19 protein-coding genes are annotated in these 21,261 nt (G+C 69.7%); 8 read left to right on the top strand and 11 right to left on the bottom strand.

Translation table 11 applies throughout. The annotated features are described in order from the left end of the window. Positions 1 to 106: 106 nt before the first annotated feature. Positions 107 to 283, top strand: coding sequence for a hypothetical protein (locus ABD327_RS12275; protein ID WP_344450445.1), 177 nt, complete (start codon positions 107 to 109; stop codon positions 281 to 283). Between the two features lie 68 nt (positions 284 to 351). Here the strand turns inward: ABD327_RS12275 and ABD327_RS12270 are convergent, their stop codons facing one another. Then, the gene (locus ABD327_RS12270; RefSeq protein WP_344450444.1) at positions 352 to 1,230 is read right to left on the bottom strand and encodes a phenylalanine 4-monooxygenase; all 879 of its coding nucleotides are present in this window, start codon (positions 1,228 to 1,230) and stop codon (positions 352 to 354) included. 188 nt (positions 1,231 to 1,418) lie between these two features. On the opposite strand from ABD327_RS12270, the gene deoC reads away from it, so the two are divergent. The 5 genes from deoC to ABD327_RS12245 all read left to right on the top strand — a co-directional run bounded on the left by deoC (position 1,419) and on the right by ABD327_RS12245 (position 6,812). Next, positions 1,419 to 2,324, top strand: coding sequence for a deoxyribose-phosphate aldolase (gene deoC, locus ABD327_RS12265; RefSeq protein WP_425547100.1), 906 nt, complete (start codon positions 1,419 to 1,421; stop codon positions 2,322 to 2,324). 11 nt (positions 2,325 to 2,335) lie between these two features. Beyond that, the gene (locus ABD327_RS12260) at positions 2,336 to 3,766 is read left to right on the top strand and encodes an aldehyde dehydrogenase family protein (RefSeq protein WP_344450442.1); all 1,431 of its coding nucleotides are present in this window, start codon (positions 2,336 to 2,338) and stop codon (positions 3,764 to 3,766) included. Further along, on the top strand, positions 3,756 to 4,628 hold the full coding sequence (locus ABD327_RS12255) for an aldehyde dehydrogenase family protein (protein WP_344450441.1): 873 nt from the start codon (positions 3,756 to 3,758) through the stop codon (positions 4,626 to 4,628). Before ABD327_RS12260 ends, ABD327_RS12255 begins: the two co-directional genes overlap by 11 nt. A gap of 84 nt (positions 4,629 to 4,712) precedes the next feature. Continuing rightward, entirely contained in the window at positions 4,713 to 5,906 is a 1,194-nt protein-coding gene (locus ABD327_RS12250; RefSeq protein ID WP_344450440.1) for a hypothetical protein, read from the top strand. Between the two features lie 144 nt (positions 5,907 to 6,050). After that, the gene (locus tag ABD327_RS12245) at positions 6,051 to 6,812 is read left to right on the top strand and encodes a L,D-transpeptidase family protein (protein ID WP_344450439.1); all 762 of its coding nucleotides are present in this window, start codon (positions 6,051 to 6,053) and stop codon (positions 6,810 to 6,812) included. Here the strand turns inward: ABD327_RS12245 and ABD327_RS12240 are convergent. The 7 genes from ABD327_RS12240 to ABD327_RS12210 all read right to left on the bottom strand — a co-directional run bounded on the left by ABD327_RS12240 (position 6,784) and on the right by ABD327_RS12210 (position 14,243). Beyond that, positions 6,784 to 8,178 (bottom strand): sensor histidine kinase, encoded by a 1,395-nt coding sequence (locus tag ABD327_RS12240; RefSeq protein WP_344450438.1) that lies wholly within the window; start codon positions 8,176 to 8,178, stop codon positions 6,784 to 6,786. The two genes, ABD327_RS12245 and ABD327_RS12240, sit on opposite strands and share 29 nt — an antisense overlap. 106 nt (positions 8,179 to 8,284) lie before the next feature. Then, positions 8,285 to 10,042, bottom strand: coding sequence for an arginine--tRNA ligase (gene argS / locus ABD327_RS12235; RefSeq protein ID WP_344450437.1), 1,758 nt, complete (start codon positions 10,040 to 10,042; stop codon positions 8,285 to 8,287). Positions 10,043 to 10,163: 121 nt separating this feature from the next. Next, positions 10,164 to 11,204, bottom strand: coding sequence for a phosphate acyltransferase PlsX (gene plsX / locus ABD327_RS12230; RefSeq protein ID WP_425547104.1), 1,041 nt, complete (start codon positions 11,202 to 11,204; stop codon positions 10,164 to 10,166). A 30-nt stretch (positions 11,205 to 11,234) separates the two neighbouring features. Continuing rightward, complete coding sequence (locus tag ABD327_RS12225; RefSeq protein ID WP_344450435.1) at positions 11,235 to 11,624, bottom strand: hypothetical protein; 390 nt, start codon at positions 11,622 to 11,624, stop codon at positions 11,235 to 11,237. Between the two features lie 271 nt (positions 11,625 to 11,895). After that, the gene (locus ABD327_RS12220) at positions 11,896 to 12,408 is read right to left on the bottom strand and encodes a YbhB/YbcL family Raf kinase inhibitor-like protein (RefSeq protein WP_344450434.1); all 513 of its coding nucleotides are present in this window, start codon (positions 12,406 to 12,408) and stop codon (positions 11,896 to 11,898) included. Positions 12,409 to 12,463: 55 nt separating this feature from the next. Beyond that, a complete protein-coding gene (locus ABD327_RS12215; protein WP_425547099.1) occupies positions 12,464 to 13,276 on the bottom strand; it encodes an ABC transporter ATP-binding protein in 813 nt (270 codons plus the stop codon). Further along, positions 13,269 to 14,243: an ABC transporter permease gene (locus tag ABD327_RS12210; RefSeq protein ID WP_344450433.1), complete on the bottom strand. Its 975-nt coding sequence runs from the start codon at positions 14,241 to 14,243 to the stop codon at positions 13,269 to 13,271. Before ABD327_RS12210 ends, ABD327_RS12215 begins: the two co-directional genes overlap by 8 nt. Before the next feature lie 229 nt (positions 14,244 to 14,472). On the opposite strand from ABD327_RS12210, the gene proS reads away from it, so the two are divergent. Continuing rightward, positions 14,473 to 15,921 carry a proline--tRNA ligase gene (gene proS, locus ABD327_RS12205; RefSeq protein ID WP_344450432.1) on the top strand — a complete coding sequence of 483 codons (1,449 nt, stop codon included), beginning with the start codon at positions 14,473 to 14,475 and terminating at the stop codon, positions 15,919 to 15,921. 74 nt (positions 15,922 to 15,995) lie between these two features. On the opposite strand, the gene ABD327_RS12200 is transcribed toward proS, so the two are convergent. The 3 genes from ABD327_RS12200 to ABD327_RS12190 form a co-directional block, all read right to left on the bottom strand. Continuing rightward, complete coding sequence (locus ABD327_RS12200; RefSeq protein ID WP_344450431.1) at positions 15,996 to 17,648, bottom strand: alpha/beta hydrolase; 1,653 nt, start codon at positions 17,646 to 17,648, stop codon at positions 15,996 to 15,998. A gap of 57 nt (positions 17,649 to 17,705) precedes the next feature. Continuing rightward, a complete protein-coding gene (locus ABD327_RS12195) occupies positions 17,706 to 19,358 on the bottom strand; it encodes an alpha/beta hydrolase (protein WP_344450430.1) in 1,653 nt (550 codons plus the stop codon). Positions 19,359 to 19,536: 178 nt separating this feature from the next. After that, a complete protein-coding gene (locus ABD327_RS12190) occupies positions 19,537 to 20,112 on the bottom strand; it encodes a sigma-70 family RNA polymerase sigma factor (RefSeq protein ID WP_425547097.1) in 576 nt (191 codons plus the stop codon). A gap of 263 nt (positions 20,113 to 20,375) precedes the next feature. Here ABD327_RS12190 and ABD327_RS12185 point away from each other — a divergent pair, with 263 nt between their 5' ends. Further along, positions 20,376 to 21,221 carry a helix-turn-helix domain-containing protein gene (locus tag ABD327_RS12185; RefSeq protein WP_344450429.1) on the top strand — a complete coding sequence of 282 codons (846 nt, stop codon included), beginning with the start codon at positions 20,376 to 20,378 and terminating at the stop codon, positions 21,219 to 21,221. Positions 21,222 to 21,261: the final 40 nt, after the last annotated feature.

Raw genomic sequence — 21,261 nt, 5'->3', positions numbered from 1 at the left:
CCAGGAGATTCGGGGGATGAATAAGGCATCTGCCTCATGTGCGGCAGGGGTTCTTAGCGCGAGATTGAAGGTGTCGGAAGCGGCGTCGAGGAAAGCCGAGGACACCATGCTGCACCACGATTTCAGCCGGGCGGTCATCAAGGACCGGGTCGCGCGGTACCGGGAAGAGGCTCAGGCCGACCAGGCCGCACAGGAACGCGAGGAGCCCTCCGAGCGTTCCGGGAAGACCGGGACCAAGTCGCTCTTCCTGCGGGTGGCGCGGTCGTTACCGCGCCTTCTGTAGGCGGAGACGGGGAACATGCCATGTCCCAGATGGCGTGTTCCCCGTCTCTATTTCGCGCGCGGGCGGCGTCAGACGTCCAGAGCGGCGATCGAGTCGTCGTCGCACGCCTCCCAGAAGCCGCCCACGACGTCCTCCAGATGATCCAGAGACTCGGCGCGGAACAGGAGCGTCTGGTATTTGGTGATGTCGTAGTCGGCGGTCCCCATCTCCCGGATGTCCAGCGGCCGGATGTCCATGGCCTGGAACTCCTCGATCTCCCCGTAGGAGGAGAGGAGACCCGCGCCGTAGGCCTTGGGTTCGCCGTCCTCCAGGAGCACCCCGAACTCCATGGTGAACCAGAAGACCCGGGAGACGAACTCCAGCGCCTGCCTGCCCTCCACCCGGCGGGCCGCGTCTCCCGCCGCCCGGTACAGGGCGGCGAACCGGTCGGAGGCCAGCGCGTTGGCGTGGCCGATGACCTCGTGGACGACGTCCGGTTCGGGCGTGTAGAGCGGCATGCTGTGGTGCCGCAGGTACTGGGTGGAGTGGAAGAGCCCGTCGGCCAGGGTGCCGTAGAACTCCCGCAGCGGCACCAGCCCGGCGGCGGGCAGGTAGCGGAAGCCGGTCAGGGGCTCCAGCAGGTCCGAGACCTCCTGGAGCTGCGGGACGCGGTCGGCCGGCAGCTTCAGCCGGTCCTTGGCGTCCAGGAACTCCCGGGCGGCGAAACGCAGATGCCTGGCCTCCAGTTCGGCCGAGATCAGCCGCCACACCTCCTGCTCCTCCCCGGTGTAGGCCACCTCGGGGACGGGGTCGCCGCGCCGGTGCCCGACGGCCAGCCCGGCGATCAGGTCGCGCCGCTCGCGGTAGGCGGGGTCGGCGAAGCCGGGGTGGTCCCGGGCCAGGTTCACCGTCACCCTGCCGTGCTCGTCCTCGTCGACGGGCGAGAAGTACTGTGCTTCCTCGAACATGTCCACGCCTCCTCGTCGAAGCGTCTTTCCGGTCTCTCCAGTGTGCCCGTTTCCCGCTTGATCGACCGGTGTCGCGGGTTTGGCGAAACATCCGAAGGGTGACCGCCCAGCTCCCCTCGGGTTGTCGCTATGTCCCAGTTCAGGGGGCGCGTTTGGTAGGTGTGCGTGCCATGACGGATGCTTTGTCGGTGACATCTGCGAACGAGCTGCGGGGCATCCTGCACGGACTGCCCGGGGTCGACCAGGTCGGCGTGGAGGCGCGCGCGGCCCGGCTGGGCACCCGGTCGATCAAGAACGAGGCCAAGGCCAGGGCGATCGACCTGGCGATCTCCATGGTCGACCTGACCACGCTGGAGGGGTCCGACACCCCCGGCAAGGTCCGGGCGATGTGCACCAAGGCGGTGCGGACCGCTCCCGGCGCGCCCACGGTCGCCGCGGTCTGCGTCTACCCCGACCTGGTGAAGGTCGCGGTGGACGAACTGCGCGGCTCCGGCGTCGGCGTGGCCTCGGTGGCGACGGCCTTCCCGTCCGGACGAGCCCCGCTCGCGGTCAAGCTGGAGGACACCCGGCAGGCCGTGGCCGACGGGGCGAGCGAGATCGACATGGTCATCGACCGGGGGGCGTTCCTGTCCGGGGACCTCGTCAAGGTCCACGACGAGATCGTCGCGGTCAAGGAGGCCTGCGGAGACGCCCACCTCAAGGTGATCCTGGAGACCGGCGAGCTGGCCACCTACGACAACGTGCTCCGCGCGTCCTGGCTGGCGATGCTGGCCGGAGCCGACTTCATCAAGACCTCCACCGGCAAGATCCAGCCGGCCGCCACCATGCCGGTCGTCCTGCTCATGCTGCAGGCCGTCCGGGACTTCCGGGAGCGGCACGGGCGCATGGTCGGGGTCAAGCCCGCCGGGGGCATACGTACCACCAAGGACGCGGTCAAGCTGCTGGTCCAGGTGAACGAGGTCGCCGGACCCGACTGGCTGGACCCGCACTGGTTCCGCATCGGCGCCTCCAGCCTGCTCAACGACCTGCTCATGCAGCGGGAGAAGTTCGCCACCGGCGTCTACTCCGGCCCCGACTACTTCACGCTGGACTGACGGGATTGATGATGAGCGACGAATTGTTCGAGTACGCGCCCGCGCCCGAGTCCCGGAGCGTCGTGCGGATCGAGGACTCCTACGGCCTGTTCATCGACGGGGAGTTCGTCTCCGCCAAGCAGACGTTCCCGACGATCGACCCGGCCACCGAGGAGGTGCTCGCCGAGGTCTCCGAGGCCGGAGCCGAGGAGGTCGACCTGGCGGTGGACGCCGCCCGCACCGCGTTCGAGCGGGTGTGGGGCCCGATGCCCGGCCGGGAGCGCGCCAAGTACCTCTACCGGATCGCCCGGATCATCCAGGAGCGCTCGCGTGAGCTGGCCGTCCTGGAGTCCATCGACAACGGCAAGCCCATCCGGGAGACCCGCGACTTCGACCTGCCCCAGGTCGCCGCGCACTTCTTCCACTACGCGGGCTGGGCCGACAAGCTGGAGCACGCCGGGTACGGCACCACCCCGATCGGCGTCGCGGGCCAGATCATCCCGTGGAACTTCCCGCTGCTGATGCTGGCCTGGAAGATCGCCCCGGCGCTGGCCTGCGGCAACACGGTGGTGCTCAAGCCCGCCGAGACCACCCCGCTGACCGCGCTGGCGTTCGCCGAGATCTGCCGGCAGGCAGACCTGCCGCCCGGCGTCGTCAACATCGTGACCGGCGGCCCGGAGACCGGGCGGCTGCTGGTGGAGCACCCGGGCGTCGACAAGATCGCCTTCACCGGCTCCACCGAGGTCGGCAGGCGCATCGCCCGCGCCGTCGCGGGCACCGGCAAACGCCTCGGCCTGGAGCTGGGCGGCAAGGGCGCCAACATCGTCTTCGACGACGCTCCCCTGGACCAGGCGGTCGAGGGCGTCGTCAACTCCATCTTCTTCAACCAGGGCCAGGTGTGCTGCGCGGGTTCGCGGCTGCTGGTGCAGGAGTCGGTCGCCGAGGAGCTGCTGACCCGGCTGAAGGAGCGGATGGCGACGCTGCGGGTCGGCGACCCGCTGGACAAGAACACCGACGTCGGGGCGATCAACTCCGCGGTCCAGCTGGCGACCATCGGCGAGCTGGTCGCCTCGGGCGAGGCGGAGGGCGCCGAACGCTGGTCGCTGGAGTGCGAACTGCCCGAGCGCGGCTTCTGGTTCGCGCCGACGATCTTCACCGGGGTCGCGCAGAGCCACCGCGTCGCCCGGGAGGAGATCTTCGGCCCGGTGCTGTCGGTGCTCACCTTCCGCACCCCCGCCGAGGCCGTCGAGAAGGCGAACAACACGCCCTACGGGCTGTCCGCGGGAGTGTGGACGGAGAAGGGCTCCCGCATCCTGTCCATGGCCCAGAAGCTGCGCGCGGGCGTGGTGTGGGCCAACACGTTCAACCAGTTCGACCCGGCCTCGCCGTTCGGCGGCTACAAGGAGTCGGGCTTCGGCCGCGAGGGCGGCCGCCACGGTCTGGAGGCCTACCTTGCCCGGTAAGAAGGACACGGCGCCCGAGCGGCTCCAGGTGCGCAAGACCTACAAGCTTTTCATCGGCGGGGCCTTCCCGCGTTCGGAGTCCGGCAGGTCCTACGTGGTCAACGACAGCAGGGGCGAATTCCTCGCCAACGCCTCCCATGCGTCCCGCAAGGACGTGCGGGACGCCGTCGTCGCCGCGCGTAAGGCTTTCGGCGGCTGGTCCGGACGGACTCCTTACAACCGTGGTCAGATTCTCTACCGGATCGCGGAAATGCTGGAGGGGAGAAGGCGCCAGTTCATCGCGGAACTCCGCGACACCGGCCTTTCCCGGGAGGACGCGGAGACCGAAGTGGACGCGGCGGTGGACCGCTGGGTCTGGTACGCCGGATGGGCCGACAAAATCGCGCAGGTCGCCGGTTCGGTCAACCCCGTCGCCGGGCCGTTCCTCAACGTCTCCACGCCGGAGCCGACGGGAGTGGCGGGGGTTCTCGCCCCTGCCGGGACGCCGCTCCTCGGACTGGTCTCGGTGCTGGCCCCCGCCATCGTCACCGGCAACACCGTCGTGGTCGTCGCGGACTCCCCGCTGGTCGCCATCACCTTCGCCGAAGTGCTGGCGACCTCAGATCTTCCGTCTGGAGTCGTCAATATCCTCACCGGCCCGCGTGAGGAGCTCGCACCCTGGATGGCGGGCCACATGGACGTCAACGCGATCGACCTCGCGGGCGCGTCCGAAGAACTCGCGAACGCCTGTGAGGAAGCGGCTGCGGGGAATCTGAAGCGGGTGCTGCGCCCGTCCGAAACGGACTGGTCGGCCGACCCGGGAACGGCTCGGATGACCGCGCTGCTGGAGACGAAAACCGTGTGGCACCCCATCGGGGTGTAAACAGTTCTAGTCAAGATGGGTGTAGCGAGAAGGTAAGTGTGGAATATCTCCCCCCGTAGCTGATCACTACGGGGGGATGGATCAGTGCCTACCAAAACGACAACGCGTGCGGCCACTCGCCGTAGTACCGCGACGACCCGCACTCCGGCCGCCAAGAAGACGACCGGCAGGAAGTCCACGACCACCGCGAAGGGTTCGGCCGCCAAGCGGGCACCCGCCAAGCGGACCAGCGCCGCGGCCGCCACCACGACCAGGGTCACCTCGCGGACGGCGGCGTCGAAGACCCGTCCGGCCGCGCGCAGGACCACCACGGCCAAGCCCGCGTCCCGCGCCGCCGCCAAGACGACGGCCTCGAGGACCGGCACGACCAGGCGCACCGCGGGCACCACCGGGACGACCACGCGTGCCACGAGCCGGACCACGGCGAAGGGCACCACTCCGGCCGCGGCGGCGACCAAGGTCAACTCGGCGGCGACCAAGATGTCGACCGCCACCACCAAGATGACCGCGGCCGCCACCAAGGCGGGGACCTCGGCCAAGTCCATGAACGCGGCGATGACCGCGATGAAGAACGCGACCAAGTCGATGGCGACCGCGGCCAAGGCGATGTCGGACGCGGCCAAGGTGCTCAAGACGGTGAAGCAGCCGTCGGCGGCGGCCAAGCCGGCCGCCCGCGGCACCGCCGCGAGCCGCACGTCCACCGGCACCACGGCCCGCAAGCCCGCCACCCGGCGGGCCTCCGGCACCACGACGGGCAGGACCGCCGCGAGCGGACGCACCAGCGCCGCCCGCAAGCCCGCCGCCGGCCGGACCACCGCGACCACCAGGGCCAGGAGCGCCTCGACCGGTACCCGTGCCACGGGCACCCGTGCCACGGGCACCCGTGCCGCGGGCGCCAAGGCGACGGGCGCTCGCGCGACGAGCACCCGTTCCACCGGGACCAAGGCGACGGGCACCCGCGCGACGGGCACCCGTTCCACCGGCACCCGCGCCACGGGCGCCAAGGCGACGGGCACCCGTGCCACCGGCACCACCCGCCGGGCGGCGGCCAAACCGGCGACCCGCAAGACGACGGGCACGACCCGCACCACCCGGAAGGCGGCCGAATCCGGGGCGGAGACCCCGGCGGTGCGCAGGCCCGCCGAGCGGGGCACCCCGCCGCCCGCCGCGTTCTCTCCGCCAGGAGAGGCGGAGCGGGGGCCCGAGACCGGCGCCTCCTCCGGCGAGGAGGAGTCGGAACACAAATCAGGGCTGGCCGGCCTGTTCAGCCGGCTTTGAGCCGTCGAGGCCCCGGGCCCCTTCCCCGCTTCCAGGGGGAAGGGGCCCGGCCATGTGATCAAAGCCTCTGCACCGGGTAATCGTTCGCCGATACCGCAGGTCACGGCGGTCCGTCCGGAGGACGGGAGACTACCGTGCGCAACCATGCGCCTCGCATTCGCCGCCACCGGTTCCATGACCGTCCTGCTGACCCTTCTGCCCGGCCCGGCCGGGGCGGACCGGTCCGCTCCCACCGCCGCGAAGAACGAACTGCTGCCCGCTCTCACCCGCACGGTGCGCTACAAGGACTACAACCAGGACGTCCAGATCCTGCAGGAGCACCTGAGGCGGTGGGGATACTCTCCGGGGTCCGTCAACGGCTACTACGGCGACGAGACCGCGGCCGCGGTCTGGGCGTTCCAGAAGGTCAACGGGCTCAAGCCCGTCATGAAGGCGGACGAGCGCACCCGGGACGCGCTGTTCGCCCCCGTACGGATCCGGCCCCTGGTCCGCCGGGCGCCGGGCCGCAGGATCGAGATCGACCTCCGCCGCAGGCTGCTCGTCGTGTGGAAGCACCACCGGCCGGTGCTGGTCACCCATGTCTCCACCGGCGCCGACACCTCCTACTGCGAGCGGGGGATGTGCGGCTTCGCCCGCACCCCGGTGGGGAACTTCCGGGTCACCCGCAGGATCAAGGGCTGGCACACCGGCAGGCTGGGCGCCATGTACTACCCGGCCTTCTTCCGCGGGGGCGTCGCCCTGCACGGATCGCTGACCGTACCCAGGCGCAAGGCCTCCCACGGGTGCGTCCGCATCCCCATGCACCTGGCCAAGAAGGTCTACCGGTTCGCCAAGGTCGGCACCCCCGTCTACGTCCGCAAGCCCGCGAAGAAGAGGTTCAGCGGGCGAGGGGGAAGCGGACGATGAACCTGGCGCCCGTCGGGCTGTCGGCGACCCGCACGTCGCCCCGGTGGGTGTTGGCGATCTCCCGGACGATCGCCAGGCCCAGCCCGGTGCCGCCGGTGTCCTTGCTGCGGGAGGCGTCCAGCCGGGTGAACCGGTCGAAGACCGCCTCCCGCATGTGGGGCGGGATGCCGTCCCCGTCGTTGTAGACCTCCAGGACCGCCTGGTCCTCCTCGGGCCGCACCCGCACGTCGATGGTCTTCTCGCAGTGCCGCTCCGCGTTGTCGAGCAGGTTGTTGACCAGCCGGCTGAGGTGCACGGGGTTGCAGAGCACCTCGGCGGGCTCGGCCTCGACCGTGACCCGGGGGTCCTCGGGCCGCCGCTCGATCTCCGTCCGCACCAGCTCGGCCAGGTCCACCCGCTTGCCGCGCGCCGACGAGCCCGAGTCCAGACGGGCGAGTTCGAGCAGGTCGTCCACCAGGGCCTGGAGCCGGTCCAGGCTGCCCGACAGCTTCTCGGCCGTGACGGGCCAGTCGGTCTCGTCCGGGTACATCATGGCCGCGTCCAGCTCGGCGCGCATCGCGGTGATCGGGGAGCGCAGGTCGTGGGAGGCGTTGGAGGTGAACTCCCGCTCCTTGCGCAGGGACTCGTCCAGCCGGTCGAGCGCCTCGTTGGCCGAGATGGCCAGGGCCCGCAGTTCGTCGTCGTGCCGGGGCAGCGCGATCCGGCGCCTGGAGTCGTCGCCGCTGGTCCTCAGCGCGATCCGCATGGCCTCCCTGCGGATGTCGTTGACGGGTTTGAGGGCCCGGGAGACGGTGCGGGCGGTGCCGACCGCGGTGAGGCCGGTGAGGAGCGCGCAGGCCAGGAGCAGCAGGGAGAAGAACCGCGCGTCGATGTACCAGGGGATGTCGGGCGCGAAGGCGTAGACGAACCAGTCGCCCTCCGGCTCGTACACCCGGAACACGACGACGATCTCGCAGTCGGGGAACGCGGGCAGCGTGCAGTCGATCCGCGCGGCCCGGGTGTTGTCCTCCGGCGGGATCATCGTGGAGATCCGGGGGGCGGATCCCAGGTTCCCCGTCCCCGCGACGGTCCGGCCCCGCGCGTCGATCACCTGGATGCCGTCGAGCCAGGCCAGCTCGTCGGCCTGCGGGATCTGCTGGGGCAGGGCGTCGCGCTTGACGTCGCGCACGATCTTCAGCGCCGCGGTGGTGGTGCGCTCGACCTGGTAGTTCAGCGCCTGGCTGCGGACCGCGACCAGCGCAAGGACCGAGGTGCCCAGGCACAGCACGGCTATGACCGAGGTGGCGATCACGGTCAGCCGGGTCCGGATGGACCAGCCTTCGAACACCACACCCCCCAGGTCGCCTACAGCGTCCGGGGGGTTCAAGCGATTCTAGGGCCTGTTCCCCGATCTTGCCGATGATCGGGGAACAGGCCGTCGCCGGGCGGTCCCCACGGGGTGGACCGGCGGTGGCCCCGAAAGGGGCCGCGGCTCACATCCGTTCGGGAACCCGGATGCCCAGCACGCCCAGACCGGTGACCAGGGTGTCCAGCGCCAGCGCGCAGATCGCCAGCCGGGGGGCGCGGATCTCGTCGGGCACCGGGCCGTCCGAGCCCTTGACCACCGGGCAGTTCTCGTAGAAGCCGGTGAGGGCGTCGGCGACCTCGTACAGGTAGGAGGCGAGCTTGTGCGGGGCCACGTCGTCGATCAGCGCGTCGATCGCCGCGCCGAAGCTCAGCAGCTTCAGCACCAGGGCCCGCTCCGCCGGATGGGTGATGAGGATCGGCCCGGCGGCGTCGGCGGGGTCGACGCCGGCCATCCGGAAGATCGACCGGATCCGGGCCGCGGCGTACTGCAGATACGGGCCGGTGTTGCCGTTGAGCGCGACCATGCGGTCGAGGTCGAAGACGTACTCGCTGTCGCGCGCCACGGACAGGTCGGCGTACTTGATCGCGCCGACGCCCACGGCCCGCGCGATCTCGGCCCTGGTCTCGGCGTCGTAGCCGCGCTCATCGATGATCTTCTCGGCCCGCTCGACCGCCTCGGAGATCAGCGAGGCCAGCCGGACCGGCTGGCCGGAGCGGGTGCGCAGGATCCTGCCGTCGGTGCCCAGCACGTTGCCGATGCCGGCGTGGAACGGCTCGGTGTGCTCCAGCCAGCCCGCCTTGCGCGCGGTCTCGTAGATCATCTTGAAGTGCAGCGCCTGCGGGACGCCGACCACGTAGACCACCCGGTCGGCGTGCAGGTCCAGCGCCCGGTGCCGCAGCGCGGCCAGGTCGGTGGTGGCGTAGCCGTAACCGCCGTCGCTCTTGCGGATGATCAGAGGCAGGGGCTTGCCCTCGCGGCCGGTGTAGCCCTCGAGGAAGACGCACAGCGCGCCGTCGTCGACGACCGCCAGGCCCTTCTCCTGCAGTTCGTCGCAGACGGCGGCGAGCGCGTCGTTGTAGGTGCTCTCACCGGCGAGGTCGTCGTCGGTGAGCGTGACGTCCAGCTCGCTGTAGATCTTGTTGAAGTACAGCTTGGACAGGTCGACCAGGCGCCGCCAGACGGCCAGCGTGTCGGCGTCGCCGGACTGCAGCGAGACCACCCGCCTGCGGGCCCGGGTGGCGAAGTCGCCGTGCCCCTCGCCCTTCTCGCTGGCCTCGAACTTGGCCCGCGCGGCCTGGTAGAAGGCGTTCGGGTCGCTCGTCAGCTCCCGGTGGGCCTCCTCCTCGCCGATCTCCAGCAGGTGCTCGATGAGCATGCCGAAGGGGGTGCCCCAGTCGCCGATGTGGTTCTGCCGGATCACGTCGTGGCCGCGGAACTCCGCGGTGCGGGCGAAGGCGTCCCCCACCACGGTGGTGCGCAGGTGGCCGACGTGCATCTCCTTGGCGACGTTGGGCGCCGAGTAGTCGACCGGGAGGGTCAGCGGCCGGTCGGTCACCGGGCCGCCCACCCGCACCTCGCCGGCGAGCAGGGCGGAGGCCTGCCGGGCGATCCACCCGTCGGCGAGGGTGAGGTTGAGGAATCCGGGACCGGAGACCTCGATCCCGGAGCAGATGCCCTCGACGTCGAGCCGGTCCACGAGGTCCTGAGCCACGTCCCGCGGGGGGCGTCGCAGCTTCTTCGACAGCGGCAGGGCCACGTTGGCCTGCAGGTCGGCGAACTGGGACGGCCGGATGACCGGGTCGGTGCCGGCGAACTCGGCGCCGAAAGCGGCGACGATCGCGGCCTGGACCCGGGCGGCGAGCACGAGTTGTGGATCGGACATGTTCCAAGGCTATCGGTCGTGTCGTCCCTGCTCGACTCGTTATCCACAGCCCCGCCGGAACCCCGGGACCCCTCCCGGCGCTCAGTGCCACGGGGACGCCCGGGCGGACCTTCCTCGGGGGTCAGCCGGGGGTGACGCCTCCGGCGGTCTCCGCGTGCGGCCTGCGGGCGAAGATCGACGGTTTGGACGAGGATCCCAGCTGCTCCTTCACCCGGTCGACGAGCTTGCCCCTGGACAGGTCGTAGGCGAGCTTGCAGGCCGCGGAGACGCCCCGGGCCCGGGAGGAGCCGTGCGCGATGACCACGGCGCCGTTCAGCCCCAGCAGCACCCCGCCCCCGTAGGTCTCGCTGTCGAACCGCTCCGACAGCGCCCCCAGCTCCTTGCGCTGCAGGGCCGCGCCGAGCTTGGCGGTGCGGCTGGCCGTCAGCGCCTGGCGGAGCTCGGCGGCGCCGACCCGCAGGGTGCCCTCGATCGTCTTCAGCGCGACGTTGCCGGTGAACCCGTCGGTGACGATCACCTCGGCCCGGCCGCGCAGCAGGTCATGCCCTTCGAGGTTGCCGACGAACTCCAGCGAGGACGCGGCGAGCAGCTCGTGCGCCTTCTTCACCAGCTTGTTGCCCTTGCCCGCCTCCGACCCGATGCTCAGCAGCCCCACCCGGGGCCGGGGGACGCCCAGCAGGATCTGGGCGTAGGCGGTGCCGAGCATCGCGAACTGCAGCAGCATCTCGGGCTTGGCGTCGGCGGTCGCGCCCGCGTCCAGCAGGACCGTCGGCAGCGGCAGGGTCGGGAGGGTGACCGCGATCGCCGGGCGCATGATGCCGTGCTGGCCCTTGAGCCGCACCGCCGAGGTGGCGACCACGCCCGCGGTCGAGCCCGCCGAGACCATCGCCCCGGCCTTGCCGTGCTTGATCAGCTCGCACGCGATCGCCACCGTGGAGCGGGGCTTGCGCCAGGACGCCAGCGCGCCCTCGCCCATCTCCAGCGCCTGGTCGGTGTGCACGATGGGGATCTTCCCGGCCGCGTCGTGCTCGGCCAGGAGGGTCCGCAGCCGCCGGGCCGGACCGACCAGGATGAGCGGGACGTCGTGGTCGCGCACCGCGCCGACCGCGCCCGCCACCGCCTCCCGTGGCGCGTGGTCGCCCCCCATGCAGTCCAGCACCACCGGCAGCAACGGATCTCCTTCTCCTGACGGCTAGTCGCCCTTGCAGTCTGCCCCGAGGCAGCGGGCGTTCTTCACCAGAGGCTCGCCGGCCACCAGGATCGTGTAGTACTCGGCCTTGCGCGCGGTCAGCGTGGTGCCGAACACCTGGACGGGCTGCTTGTCGACGGTGGCCCCGGTACAGCGCACCAGGAACTTGTCCCGGGTGGCCTCCGGCATACTCTGGCAGATCAGGGGCCGGGCCAGGCGCTTGCCGCGTGAACTCAGCTCGGCCTTGGCCGCGGCGGGAAGGGATTTCAGCAGCGCGGTCTGGGTCTCGTACCGCACTCCTTCGCCGCGCATCAGGACCACCGCGACGGCGACGCCCAGGCCCGCGACGATCGCGGCGGCGATGGAGGCGACGAGAATCTTCTTGTTCTTCACGCACTGAACGTCACCTGCGGTGGTGCGGACCACACGCGACGCCGGGCGGGTTTCCCGGTTTTTGACCCGAGCCCCGTCCTGCCTTGGCGGGACGGGGGCAGGCGGGCGCCGGCCGATAGCGGATTGATAGCGGCGCGGTGCATGGTGTGGTGACCTGTTTCGTCACCTTGCAGCCGGGTCGGAAGAGGAAGGTTCACGGGCGCGCGTCCCGGGGTGAACAGCTGACCGCATCGGGTCGGGACGGGCGCCCGTGAACTCCGGCCGGAGCCCGTCAGACGCCGTAGGTGGCGACCAGGTAGGCGCGGGCGATCGTGTGCCCGGTGATGTTGAAGCCGGCCTGCGCGGCGGGCGCGTCGGCCGGCACCCCGAGGGACGGGACGTCCAGGGCGTGCACGGCGAACACGTAGCGGTGGGGCTCTCCGGGAGGCGGGCCGGCCCCGCCGAAGGCGTTGTCGCCGTAGTCGTTGCGGCCCTGGACGCCGACCGGGTCGCCGACGCCGATCCCCGACGGGAGTTCCGTCACGTGCGCCGGGACGTCCCACAGCAGCCAGTGCCAGAACCCGCTGCCGGTGGGCGCGTCCGGATCGTAGACGGTGACGGCGAAGCTCTGCGTCTCCGGCGGGAACCCCGACCAGGCGAGCTGCGGGGAGACGTTCCCTCCGGAGTGGCCCCAGCCGTCGAACACCTGGGCCTGCGAGAGCGTGCCGCCGTCGGACACGTCCTCGCTGGTCAGGGTGAACGAGGGGACCTCCGGCAGGAAGTCGTACGGAAGAGGTGCGGGCATAGAAAAGCCTCCATCGACCGACGGGTGATGGAGGCCACTCTAATGATCTAACGACTCACTTGTTGATCGCCTCGTTGTAGGCGGCGATCACTTCTTTCGGTTCGCCGTCCATGACGAGCCTGCCGTCGTCCAGCCACAGGACCCGGTTGCAGGTCTCCTCGACCACGTCGAGCTGGTGGGCGACGAGGAAGACCGCACCGGCGTCCTTGCGCAGCTGCTCGATCTTGGCCTTGCTGCGCTTGCGGAACTTGGCGTCGCCGGTGGCCAGCGCCTCGTCGATGAGCAGCACGTCGTGGGTGCGGGCCGAGGCGATCGCGAAGCGCAGCCTGGCTCCCATGCCCGAGGAGTAGGTGCGCATCGGGTACTTGATGAAGCCCTTCCGCAGGCCCGCGAACTGGACGATGCTCTGGTACTTGGCCTTGACCTCCTCGGGGGTCATGCCGACGGCCAGGCAGCCCAGGACGATGTTGCGTTCGCCGGTGAGGTCCTTCATCAGCGCGGCGCCGACGCCCAGCAGGGAGGGCTGGCCGTCGGTGTAGACCCCGCCGGTGTGCGGGGGCAGCAGCCCGGCGATCGCCTTCAGCAGGGTGGACTTGCCCGAGCCGTTGGTGCCGATGACGCCGATGGCGTCGCCCTTGTAGGCGACGAACGACACGCCCTTGACCGCGTGGACCGTGGTGGTCTGCGGCCGGTCCTTGCGGCGCAGGACGCGGGCCAGGGCGGTCGCGCCCGAGCTCTTCTCCCTGGCTGCGCCGTACACCTTGTAGACGATGTGGAGGTCGTCGACGACGACGATGGGCTGACGGGTGTAGTCGATGACGACGGGGGGCGGCGCCACGGGACGGGCCTGCTCCTGGATCTCAGCCACGTCCGTACCTCTCTTCGGCCCGGTAGAACCAGTAGAAGCCGCCGACGAAGACGACGAGCGCCCACGCGCCGGCGTACATCCACAGCAGCGAGGGGTTGGCCATGGCGACCTGCGGGTCGTTCTGCGCCACGTACGAGGGGATCATGGCCTGCCGGGCGAGTTCGACGTAGACGAACCCCGGGTTGGCCTCCATCAGGTTCATGATCCAGGGGTTGTCCCGCACGGTCTCCGACCGGTTGGCCAGGCTGGCGACCGGGAAGATCACACCGGACACGTAGAGCCAGGTGCGCAGTACGAACGGCAGGAGCTGGGTGATGTCCCGGGTGAACGCGCCGAGCCGGGCCACGATCATGCTCAGCCCGACGTTGAACATCAGCTGGAGCAGGATCACGGGCACCAGCAGCAGCCAGGTGGCGGCGGGGGCGACCCCGCAGGCCAGGACCAGGGCCACCAGCACGACCAGGGAGATCAGCAGCTGCTGGAGCTCCACCGCCGTGTAGGCCAGCGGCAGGGAGGCCCGGGGGAAGTGCAGCGCGCGCACCAGGGACAGGTGCCCGCCGACCGCCTTGGCGCTGGTGGTGACCGAGCGCTGGGTGAAGGTGAAGACGAAGACCCCGGTGATCAGCCAGGGCACGTAGTCGTCGATCCCCTTGTGCAGTTCCAGCAGCAGTCCGAAGATCACGAAGTAGACACCCGCGTTGAGCAACGGGGTGAGTACCTGCCAGATCTGGCCCAGCTTGGACGAGGTGTACATCGCCGCCCGTTTGGAGGAGGCGAACGTCCAGATGAAATGCCGACGGTCCCAGACTTTTCTGATGTACTGCCCGAGCGGGGGCCGGGCGGAACTCTGGGTCAGGCCGTGACGAGCGGCGAAGGCAGCCAGTGACTCGCCGGACTTCCCTTGGGGTGCGGGGGGTACGGTGAGACTGCCGGCCGGGCCGCTTCCGGGCCGTTCCGGGTGACTCATGGCGCTGAGCCTATTGCAGGTACAGCCGCGCATGGGACATTCATCGACATGTGATCCGTTCCTAATCGATCTCTCTTCGGAAGCGCGCCCCCGAGCAATACCCTACTATGAAGGTAGGTTTATCGGGGAATAGGAGGAACCAGGTTCCCCGGGCACATGAAACCATTCATCCCGATGGTCATGCCCGCAGGACCGCCTCGGCACCCCAGCGGGCGGTAGCCTTTGGCGCGTGAGTCGAGAAGGTGTAACTCCGCAGTCTGAAGATTTCTCCGCCTGGTACAACGAGCTCGTCATCAAGGCGCAGCTCGTCGACCGCGGCCCGGTGCGCGGCACCATGGTGATCCGCCCCTACGGGTACCGGGTCTGGGAGCTGATCCAGGCCGACCTGGACGGCAGGATCAAGGACGCCGGGCACGAGAACGCCTGCTTCCCGATGTTCATCCCGGAGTCCTACCTCAAGCGCGAGGCCCAGCACGTCGAGGGCTTCTCGCCGGAGCTGGCCGTGGTCACCCACGCCGGGGGCAAGGAGCTGGAGGAGCCGCTGGTCGTGCGGCCCACCTCCGAGACGGTCATCGGCGAGTACATGGCCAAGTGGATCGACTCACACCGCGACCTGCCGCTGCTGCTCAACCAGTGGGCCAACGTCGTGCGCTGGGAGATGCGCCCGCGCATGTTCCTGCGCACCACCGAGTTCCTCTGGCAGGAGGGCCACACCGCGCACGCCGACGAGGAAGACGCCATGCGCGAGACCCTCTGGGCGCTGGACGCCTACGAGAAGGTCGCGCGGGACCTCGCCGCGATGCCCGTCGTCCCGGGCGAGAAGACCCCCGGAGAGCGGTTCGCGGGCGCGGTGCGCACGTACACGATCGAGGGCATGATGCGCGACGGCCGCGCCCTGCAGGCCGGCACGTCGCACTACCTCGGCACCAACTTCGCCAAGGCCTTCGAGATCGACTACCAGGACGCCGACGGCGAGCTCGTCCTGGCGCACACCACGTCCTGGGGCATGAGCACCCGCATGATCGGCGGCGTGATCATGACGCACGGCGACGACAAGGGCCTGGTGCTGCCGCCGAGGCTCGCCCCCTACCAGGTGGTGATCGTCCCGCTCGGCCGCAAGGAGCAGGCCGAGACCACCGCCGCCAAGGCGCACGAGGTCGCCGCCGAGCTGAAGGCGGCGGGCGTGCGCGTCCACGTCGACGACAAGCGGCCCCAGCTCTCGCCGGGCTTCAAGTTCAACGACTGGGAGATGCGCGGCGTCCCGATCCGCCTGGAACTGGGCATGCGCGACATCGACAACGGCGTCGTCACCCTCGCCCGGCGCCTGCCCACCGAGGAGGGCCAGGGCAAGGAGGCGATCCCGTTCGACGAGGTCGCCGCCCGCGTCCCCGGCATCCTGGAGGACTTCCAGGCGTTCCTGCTGCGCCGCGCCGAGGAGTTCCGCGACTCCCGCACCGCCCCCGTGGACTCCTGGGAGGCCTTCACGGCCCAGGTGGCCCAGGGCTGGGCGCTGGCCCTGCACTGCGGCCGCACGGCCTGCGAGGACGAGATCAAGGCCGAGACGGCGGCCACCCCGCGCTGTATCCCGGCGGCGGGCGAGCCCGACTCCGGCGTCTGCGTGAAGTGCGGCGAGCCCTCGGCCTACGGCAAGCGCGTGATCTTCGGCAAGTCCTACTGACCTCCGGAACGTGAGAGGGGGCCCGCGGCGCGGGCCCCCTCTCACGTTCCGTCTTTCTGCGGGTTCGCGCGGGATCAGCCGAAACGCAGCCCGGCCAGCTCCCTGACGCGCAGGAGCGGGTTGACCGCGCGGTCCCGCGCGCGCATCCCCTCGCCCCGGGGAGCGGGGGGCGCGATCCCCGCACAGGTCCTGTCCTTCTTCGGGTACACGCCGTCGATGAGGTACTTCTCCACGAGGGTGTCGACGCAGAGGTTGTCACCCGCGTAGATGGCGTGGTCGCCCTCGTTCTTGACGGTGATCAGGCGGGAGTTCCCGTACGCCTTGTGCGCCTTCACCGCCCCGCTGTACGGGGTGGCGGGGTCGAGCACCGACTGGATCATGAGCAGCCTGGGCAGGCCGCGTCCGGCGGGACGGGGCAGCTTGAGCTGTCCGGGAGTCTTCTTCCAGTGCGCGCAGGGGTCGGTGATCCGGTCGTAGCCGGTCAGCGGGTACTTCGCTCCGGTCTTCTCGGTGTAGGCGACGAGCGCTGAGGGGCCGCGCGTGTTCGGAGTGTCGTTGCACACGATGTTGTCGAAGGTGGGGGAGTAGCCCGCGTCCGGATCCTGGGCGAGCCCGGCGGGCGGCCGCTTCCTGGCGCCTTGACCGGCGGAGGCGGACAGGGCCGCCAGGAAGTACCCCAGGTCCGAGAAGTCGTACTTGGAGTAGAGGGCGCCCATGATCGTCGAGTCGAGACCGGACGGGTAGAGGTTCACGGTGCCGCCGTCGTAGTACTCGAGTTCGGTCCAGCCCTGTTCGACGATGCCCGCCCGGATCTCCTCGTACTTCGCGACGACCGCCTTCTGGGACGTGCCGAGGGCGAACTCGCCGTCATGCCTGGCGGCCCAGCGGGCGAACTGGTGGAAACGATCCTGGAAGCCCTTGGCCTGGCGGTCGAAGTCGGCCTGCCAGGTGCCGCTGAAGTCGGTCACGGAGTCGAGGACGAACCGTCCGGTGGCCTTGGGCCACTTGCGGGCGTAGTAGGCGCCGAGCCAGGTGCCGGCGGAGTAGCCGACCCAGTGGATCTTCTTGACCTTCTTGCCGTCGGAGGTCTTGAGGTTGCGGCGGATCCATTCCAGGTCGTAGACGGTCTGCGCCGTCGTCACGTACTTGGAGGGGAGCTTCTTGCTGCCGCTGTCCTGGCAGGACTTCGCGAACTTCTCGCCCAGGGCGAGCAGGTGCTCGATGTTGGCCGCACTGCGGTTGCGCGTGTCCTTGATGAGGGAGCCGGAGACTTTCCTGCACGACGCCTGGGTGCTGTAGCCGGTGCCGCGGACGTCGATGCCGATGATGTCCATGGTGTCGAGCAGCCGGGTGCGGTTCGCGTCGACGAAGACCAGAGGAAGCGACCAGCCGGGGGCTCCGGGGCCGCCGGGATTGGTGAACACCACGCCCTTGGGCTTCTTGCGGGCCTTGAGGCGGCTGATCGCCAGGGTGATCTTCTTGCCGTTCGGCTTCTTCCAGTCGAGGGGGACCTTGATGTCGGCGCACTGCAGGCGCCGGTACGAGGCGTCCACCTTCCGTTTGAAGCAGGGCGTCCACTTGAGTTTCTGTGCGGCGACCCGCTGGGTGGGGTCCTGCCGCTCAGGCCCGGGGGAGAGGGCGGACGAGGCCGGGGTGAAAGCCGCGAGGGAGAGCAGCATCACCGTGGCCGTGATCAGGGCGCGACGGCGCATGTACACGTCTTTCATGAAGTTCTGAAAAGAGAAGAGAGGGCCCCGAAGGGCCCTCTCAGGAGAAGGAGCGGGTCAGCTCTTGCCGACCAGCCGGTTGAGCTCGTACAGCAGCTCCAGGGGGCTGGACTGCGGCTGGGGCGCGCGGGCGTCGACCTCGATGAGGGTCGGGAGCGGCGTTCCCTGGCAGGAGCCGTCGCGCTTGGGGAAGGCGCCGTTGATCAGGTAGCGCTCGACGGCCTTGTCCACGCAGCCGTTGCCGGTGGCGTAGATGGCGTGGTCGCCCTCGTTCTTGACCGTGAGCAGACGCGAGTTCTTGTACGCCTTGTGCGCGTTGACGGCCTGGCCGTAGGGGGTGGCCGGGTCGCCCACGGACTGGACCAGGAGCAGCTTGGGCAGGCCGCGTCCGGCGGGACGGGGCAGCTTGAGCTGTCCGGGGGTCTTCTTCCAGTGCGCGCAGGGGTTGGTGATCTGGGCGTAACCGGCCAGCGGGTAGCGGGCGCCGTTCTTCTTGGTGAGAGCGGCGTGCTTGGCCGGGCTGCGTCCGAACGCGGTGTCGTTGCAGGTGATGCCGACGTACGTCGGGTCCTCGCCCGCGGTGGGGTCGTGAGCCCGGGAGAGGGCCTTGGGCTGGACGCGTGCCGGCGCCTGGAGCGTGCGCGCGCTGAAGTAGTTCAGGTCCGCGGCGAGGCCCGGGAAGTTCGTCTTGGAGTAGAGCCCCGAGATGATGTAGCTGTCGAACGAGGAGGGGTACATGTACTCCTTGGAGCCGTCCTCATAGGCGATCGCGATCCGGCCCTTCTTGGAGATGGCCTTGCGGATCTGCTCGTACCGGTTGATGACGGCCTTCTGCGAGCCGCCGAGCCCGAAGACGGCGTTGTACTTGGCGGCCCAGCGGGCGAACTGCTCGAACCGCTTCTGGAAGGCCTTCGGCTGCGCGTCGTCGGAGACCCGCCAGGTGGAGGCGAAGTTGACGACGGAGTCGAGGACGAACCGTCCGGTGGCCTTGGGCCACTTGCGGGCGTAGTAGGCGCCGAGCCAGGTGCCGGCGGAGTAGCCGACCCAGTGGATCTTCTTGACCTTCTTGCCGTCGGAGGTCTTGAGGTTGCGGCGGATCCATTCCAGGTCGTAGACGGTCTGCGCCGTCGTCACGTACTTGGAGGGGAGCTTCTTGTTGCCGCTGTTCTGGCAGGACTTCGCGAACTTCTTGCCCAGGGCGAGCAGGCGCTTGGTGTTGGCCGCGCTGCGGTTGCGCGCCTCGAGGTACGGGCCGTAGACGTCCTTGCAGGACGCCTGGGTGCTGTAGCCGGTGCCGCGGACGTCGATGCCGATGATGTCCATGGTGTCGAGCAGCTGGGCGCGGTCGGCGCTGATGAAGGACAGGGGCAGGAGCAGGCCGCCGACGCCGGGGCCGCCGGGATTGGTGAAGACCACGCCCTTGGCCTGCTGGCGCGCCTTGAGGCGGCTGATCGCCAGGGTGATCTTCTTGCCGTTCGGCTTCTTCCAGTCGAGCGGGGCCTTGAGGGAGGCGCACTCCAGGCGCGCGTACTCCGGCTGGTCCGGATCGGGGCTCTTCTGGAAGCAGGGCTTCCACTTGATGTTCTGTGCGGCGATCCGCTGGGTCGGGTCCTGCCGGGCCGACTCGCTGGGAAGGGCCGTCGAGGCGGGGGTGAAGACCGCCAGCGAGAGCATCGTCACCGTGGCCATGACCAGGGCGCGACGGCGCATGTGTTCCTCCTCGGAACGTGAGAGAGGCTCCGGCGATGGTGGCCGGAGCCTCTCTTCTCACAAGATCTTGAGGAGGATCTTACGGGTAAATCGGGCATAAAGGGGTAGATAGCAAAATCTTACGAAGAAGCCCACCTCCCCCATATTTCATGGGCGGTGGGCTGCTCCGGAAAATCGATCAAGCGGCGCGGGCCGCCGGAATCCGCGTCCGGTGCCCGGAGAGCGCCTCGCGCAGCTGCTTGCGGCCGCGGTGCAGGCGGGACATCACCGTGCCGATGGGGGTGCCCATCATCTCGGCGATCTCCTTGTAGGCGTAGCCCTCGACGTCCGCGAGGTAGACGGCGTTGCGGAACTCCTCGGGCAGGGCGCGCAGGGCGGCCACGACGTCGTCGTCCGGGATGTGGTCCAGGGCCTCGTGCTCGGCCGACCGCAGCCCGGCGATGGCCGACTCGGTCTGCGCCAGCTGCCACTCCTCCAGCTCGTCGGAGCCGGTGCGCTGAGGCTCGCGCTGCCTCTTGCGGTAGGCGTTGATGAAGTTGTTGGTGAGGATGCGGTGCAGCCAGGCCTTCAGGTTCGTGCCCTCCTGGAACTGGTGGAAGTTCACGTACGCCTTGGTGAGGGTCTCCTGAACGAGATCCTCGGCGTCGGCGCTGTTGCGCGTCATGCGTACGGCGCTGGCGTAGAGGGGATCGGCCAGTGGCAGGACCTCGCGTTCGTAGCGATCAGAGGTCCTCGCCTTCTCCATGGTGGTCATCGGCCCTCCTCCGCACCGTCTGCGGCCGTTGGGGACAGGAGTCAAATCCAGTTCATCATGTGCCCCAGTTGTTTCCTACAAACGGGCGGTAAAACTATGAAGTGAGTGACTTAACAGTCAAACAGGCATAGTCATTGCGCGGCTCCTCTGTGATAACGAATGGCAGACGAATACCGGTCCCGTGGACTCGATCACATCCTGTTCGCTACGCTTGCCGGGCTCGTGCAGCTGCACGTGCAATGGGCGGGAGGGCGCTGATACCGATGAGTTCCGGCTCGATGACCGGCCGGATGCAACTGGGCTCTCAGCTGCGCAGGCTGAGAGAGGACCGGGGCATCTCGCGCGCCGAGGCCGGCTACGCCATCCGCGCCTCGGAATCCAAGATCAGCCGCCTGGAGCTGGGCAGGGTCGGCTCCAAGACCCGGGACGTCCAGGACCTCCTCGCCCTGTACGGCGTCACCGACGACGCCCAGATCACCGAGATCATGAATCTGGCGGCCGAGGCCAACAAACCCGGCTGGTGGCAGGCCTACAACGACCTGCTCCCGTCCTGGCTCGCCACCTACCTGGGCCTGGAGGAGGCCGCCTCCCGGCTGCGCTCCTACAGTGTCCAGTTCATCCCCGAGCTGCTGCAGACCGAGGAGTACGCCCGGGCGCTCCTGGCGTCGGCCCGCTCCCGGGGCGGCCACGAGGAGCTCGACCGCCACGTCGAGATCACCCTGCGCCGCCAGCGCGCGTTCTTCCGGCCCGGCGGCCCCCGCCTGTGGGCGGTCCTGGACGAGGCGGTGCTGCACCGCACCGTCGGGGACCCGGGAACCCACCGCGACCAGCTGAGGCACCTGCTGACCCTGAAGGGCGTGACGCTCCAGGTCCTGCCCTTCTCGGCGGGCGAGCACCCCGCCCAGTCCGGCGGCTTCACCCTCCTGCGCTTCCCCCAGGCGGAGCTGGGCGACATCGCCTACGTGCAGTCCCTGGCCGGCTCCACCCACCACGAGAAGATCGAGGAGGTGGACGTCCACCTCCAGGCCATGGAGCACCTCTGCGTGGCCGCCCACACCCCCGAGTACTCGGCCAAGCTCATCGCGGACCTGGCCCGCGCCCGCCCCTGAGGCGCCGCGGCACGCCGGGCCCGGACGCGAAGAAGGGGGG

Origin of the sequence: Actinocorallia aurantiaca (genome assembly GCF_039533685.1) — a bacterium.
Lineage (GTDB): Bacteria > Actinomycetota > Actinomycetes > Streptosporangiales > Streptosporangiaceae > Actinocorallia > Actinocorallia aurantiaca.
The sequence above is the reverse complement of the archived record's forward strand: the minus strand, read 5'-3'. Positions and strand labels throughout refer to the sequence as shown.

Coding starts and splice junctions, on each gene's coding strand:
- ABD327_RS12275 (WP_344450445.1), top strand. CDS start 107: ATGCTGCACCACGATTTCAGCCGGGCGGTCATCAAGGACCGGGTCGCG.
- ABD327_RS12270 (WP_344450444.1), bottom strand. CDS start 1,230: ATGTTCGAGGAAGCACAGTACTTCTCGCCCGTCGACGAGGACGAGCAC.
- ABD327_RS12260 (WP_344450442.1), top strand. CDS start 2,336: ATGAGCGACGAATTGTTCGAGTACGCGCCCGCGCCCGAGTCCCGGAGC.
- ABD327_RS12245 (WP_344450439.1), top strand. CDS start 6,051: ATGCGCCTCGCATTCGCCGCCACCGGTTCCATGACCGTCCTGCTGACC.
- argS (WP_344450437.1), bottom strand. CDS start 10,042: ATGTCCGATCCACAACTCGTGCTCGCCGCCCGGGTCCAGGCCGCGATC.
- ABD327_RS12220 (WP_344450434.1), bottom strand. CDS start 12,408: ATGCCCGCACCTCTTCCGTACGACTTCCTGCCGGAGGTCCCCTCGTTC.
- ABD327_RS12210 (WP_344450433.1), bottom strand. CDS start 14,243: ATGAGTCACCCGGAACGGCCCGGAAGCGGCCCGGCCGGCAGTCTCACC.
- ABD327_RS12200 (WP_344450431.1), bottom strand. CDS start 17,648: ATGAAAGACGTGTACATGCGCCGTCGCGCCCTGATCACGGCCACGGTG.
- ABD327_RS12195 (WP_344450430.1), bottom strand. CDS start 19,358: ATGCGCCGTCGCGCCCTGGTCATGGCCACGGTGACGATGCTCTCGCTG.
- ABD327_RS12190 (WP_425547097.1), bottom strand. CDS start 20,112: ATGACCACCATGGAGAAGGCGAGGACCTCTGATCGCTACGAACGCGAG.
- ABD327_RS12185 (WP_344450429.1), top strand. CDS start 20,376: ATGAGTTCCGGCTCGATGACCGGCCGGATGCAACTGGGCTCTCAGCTG.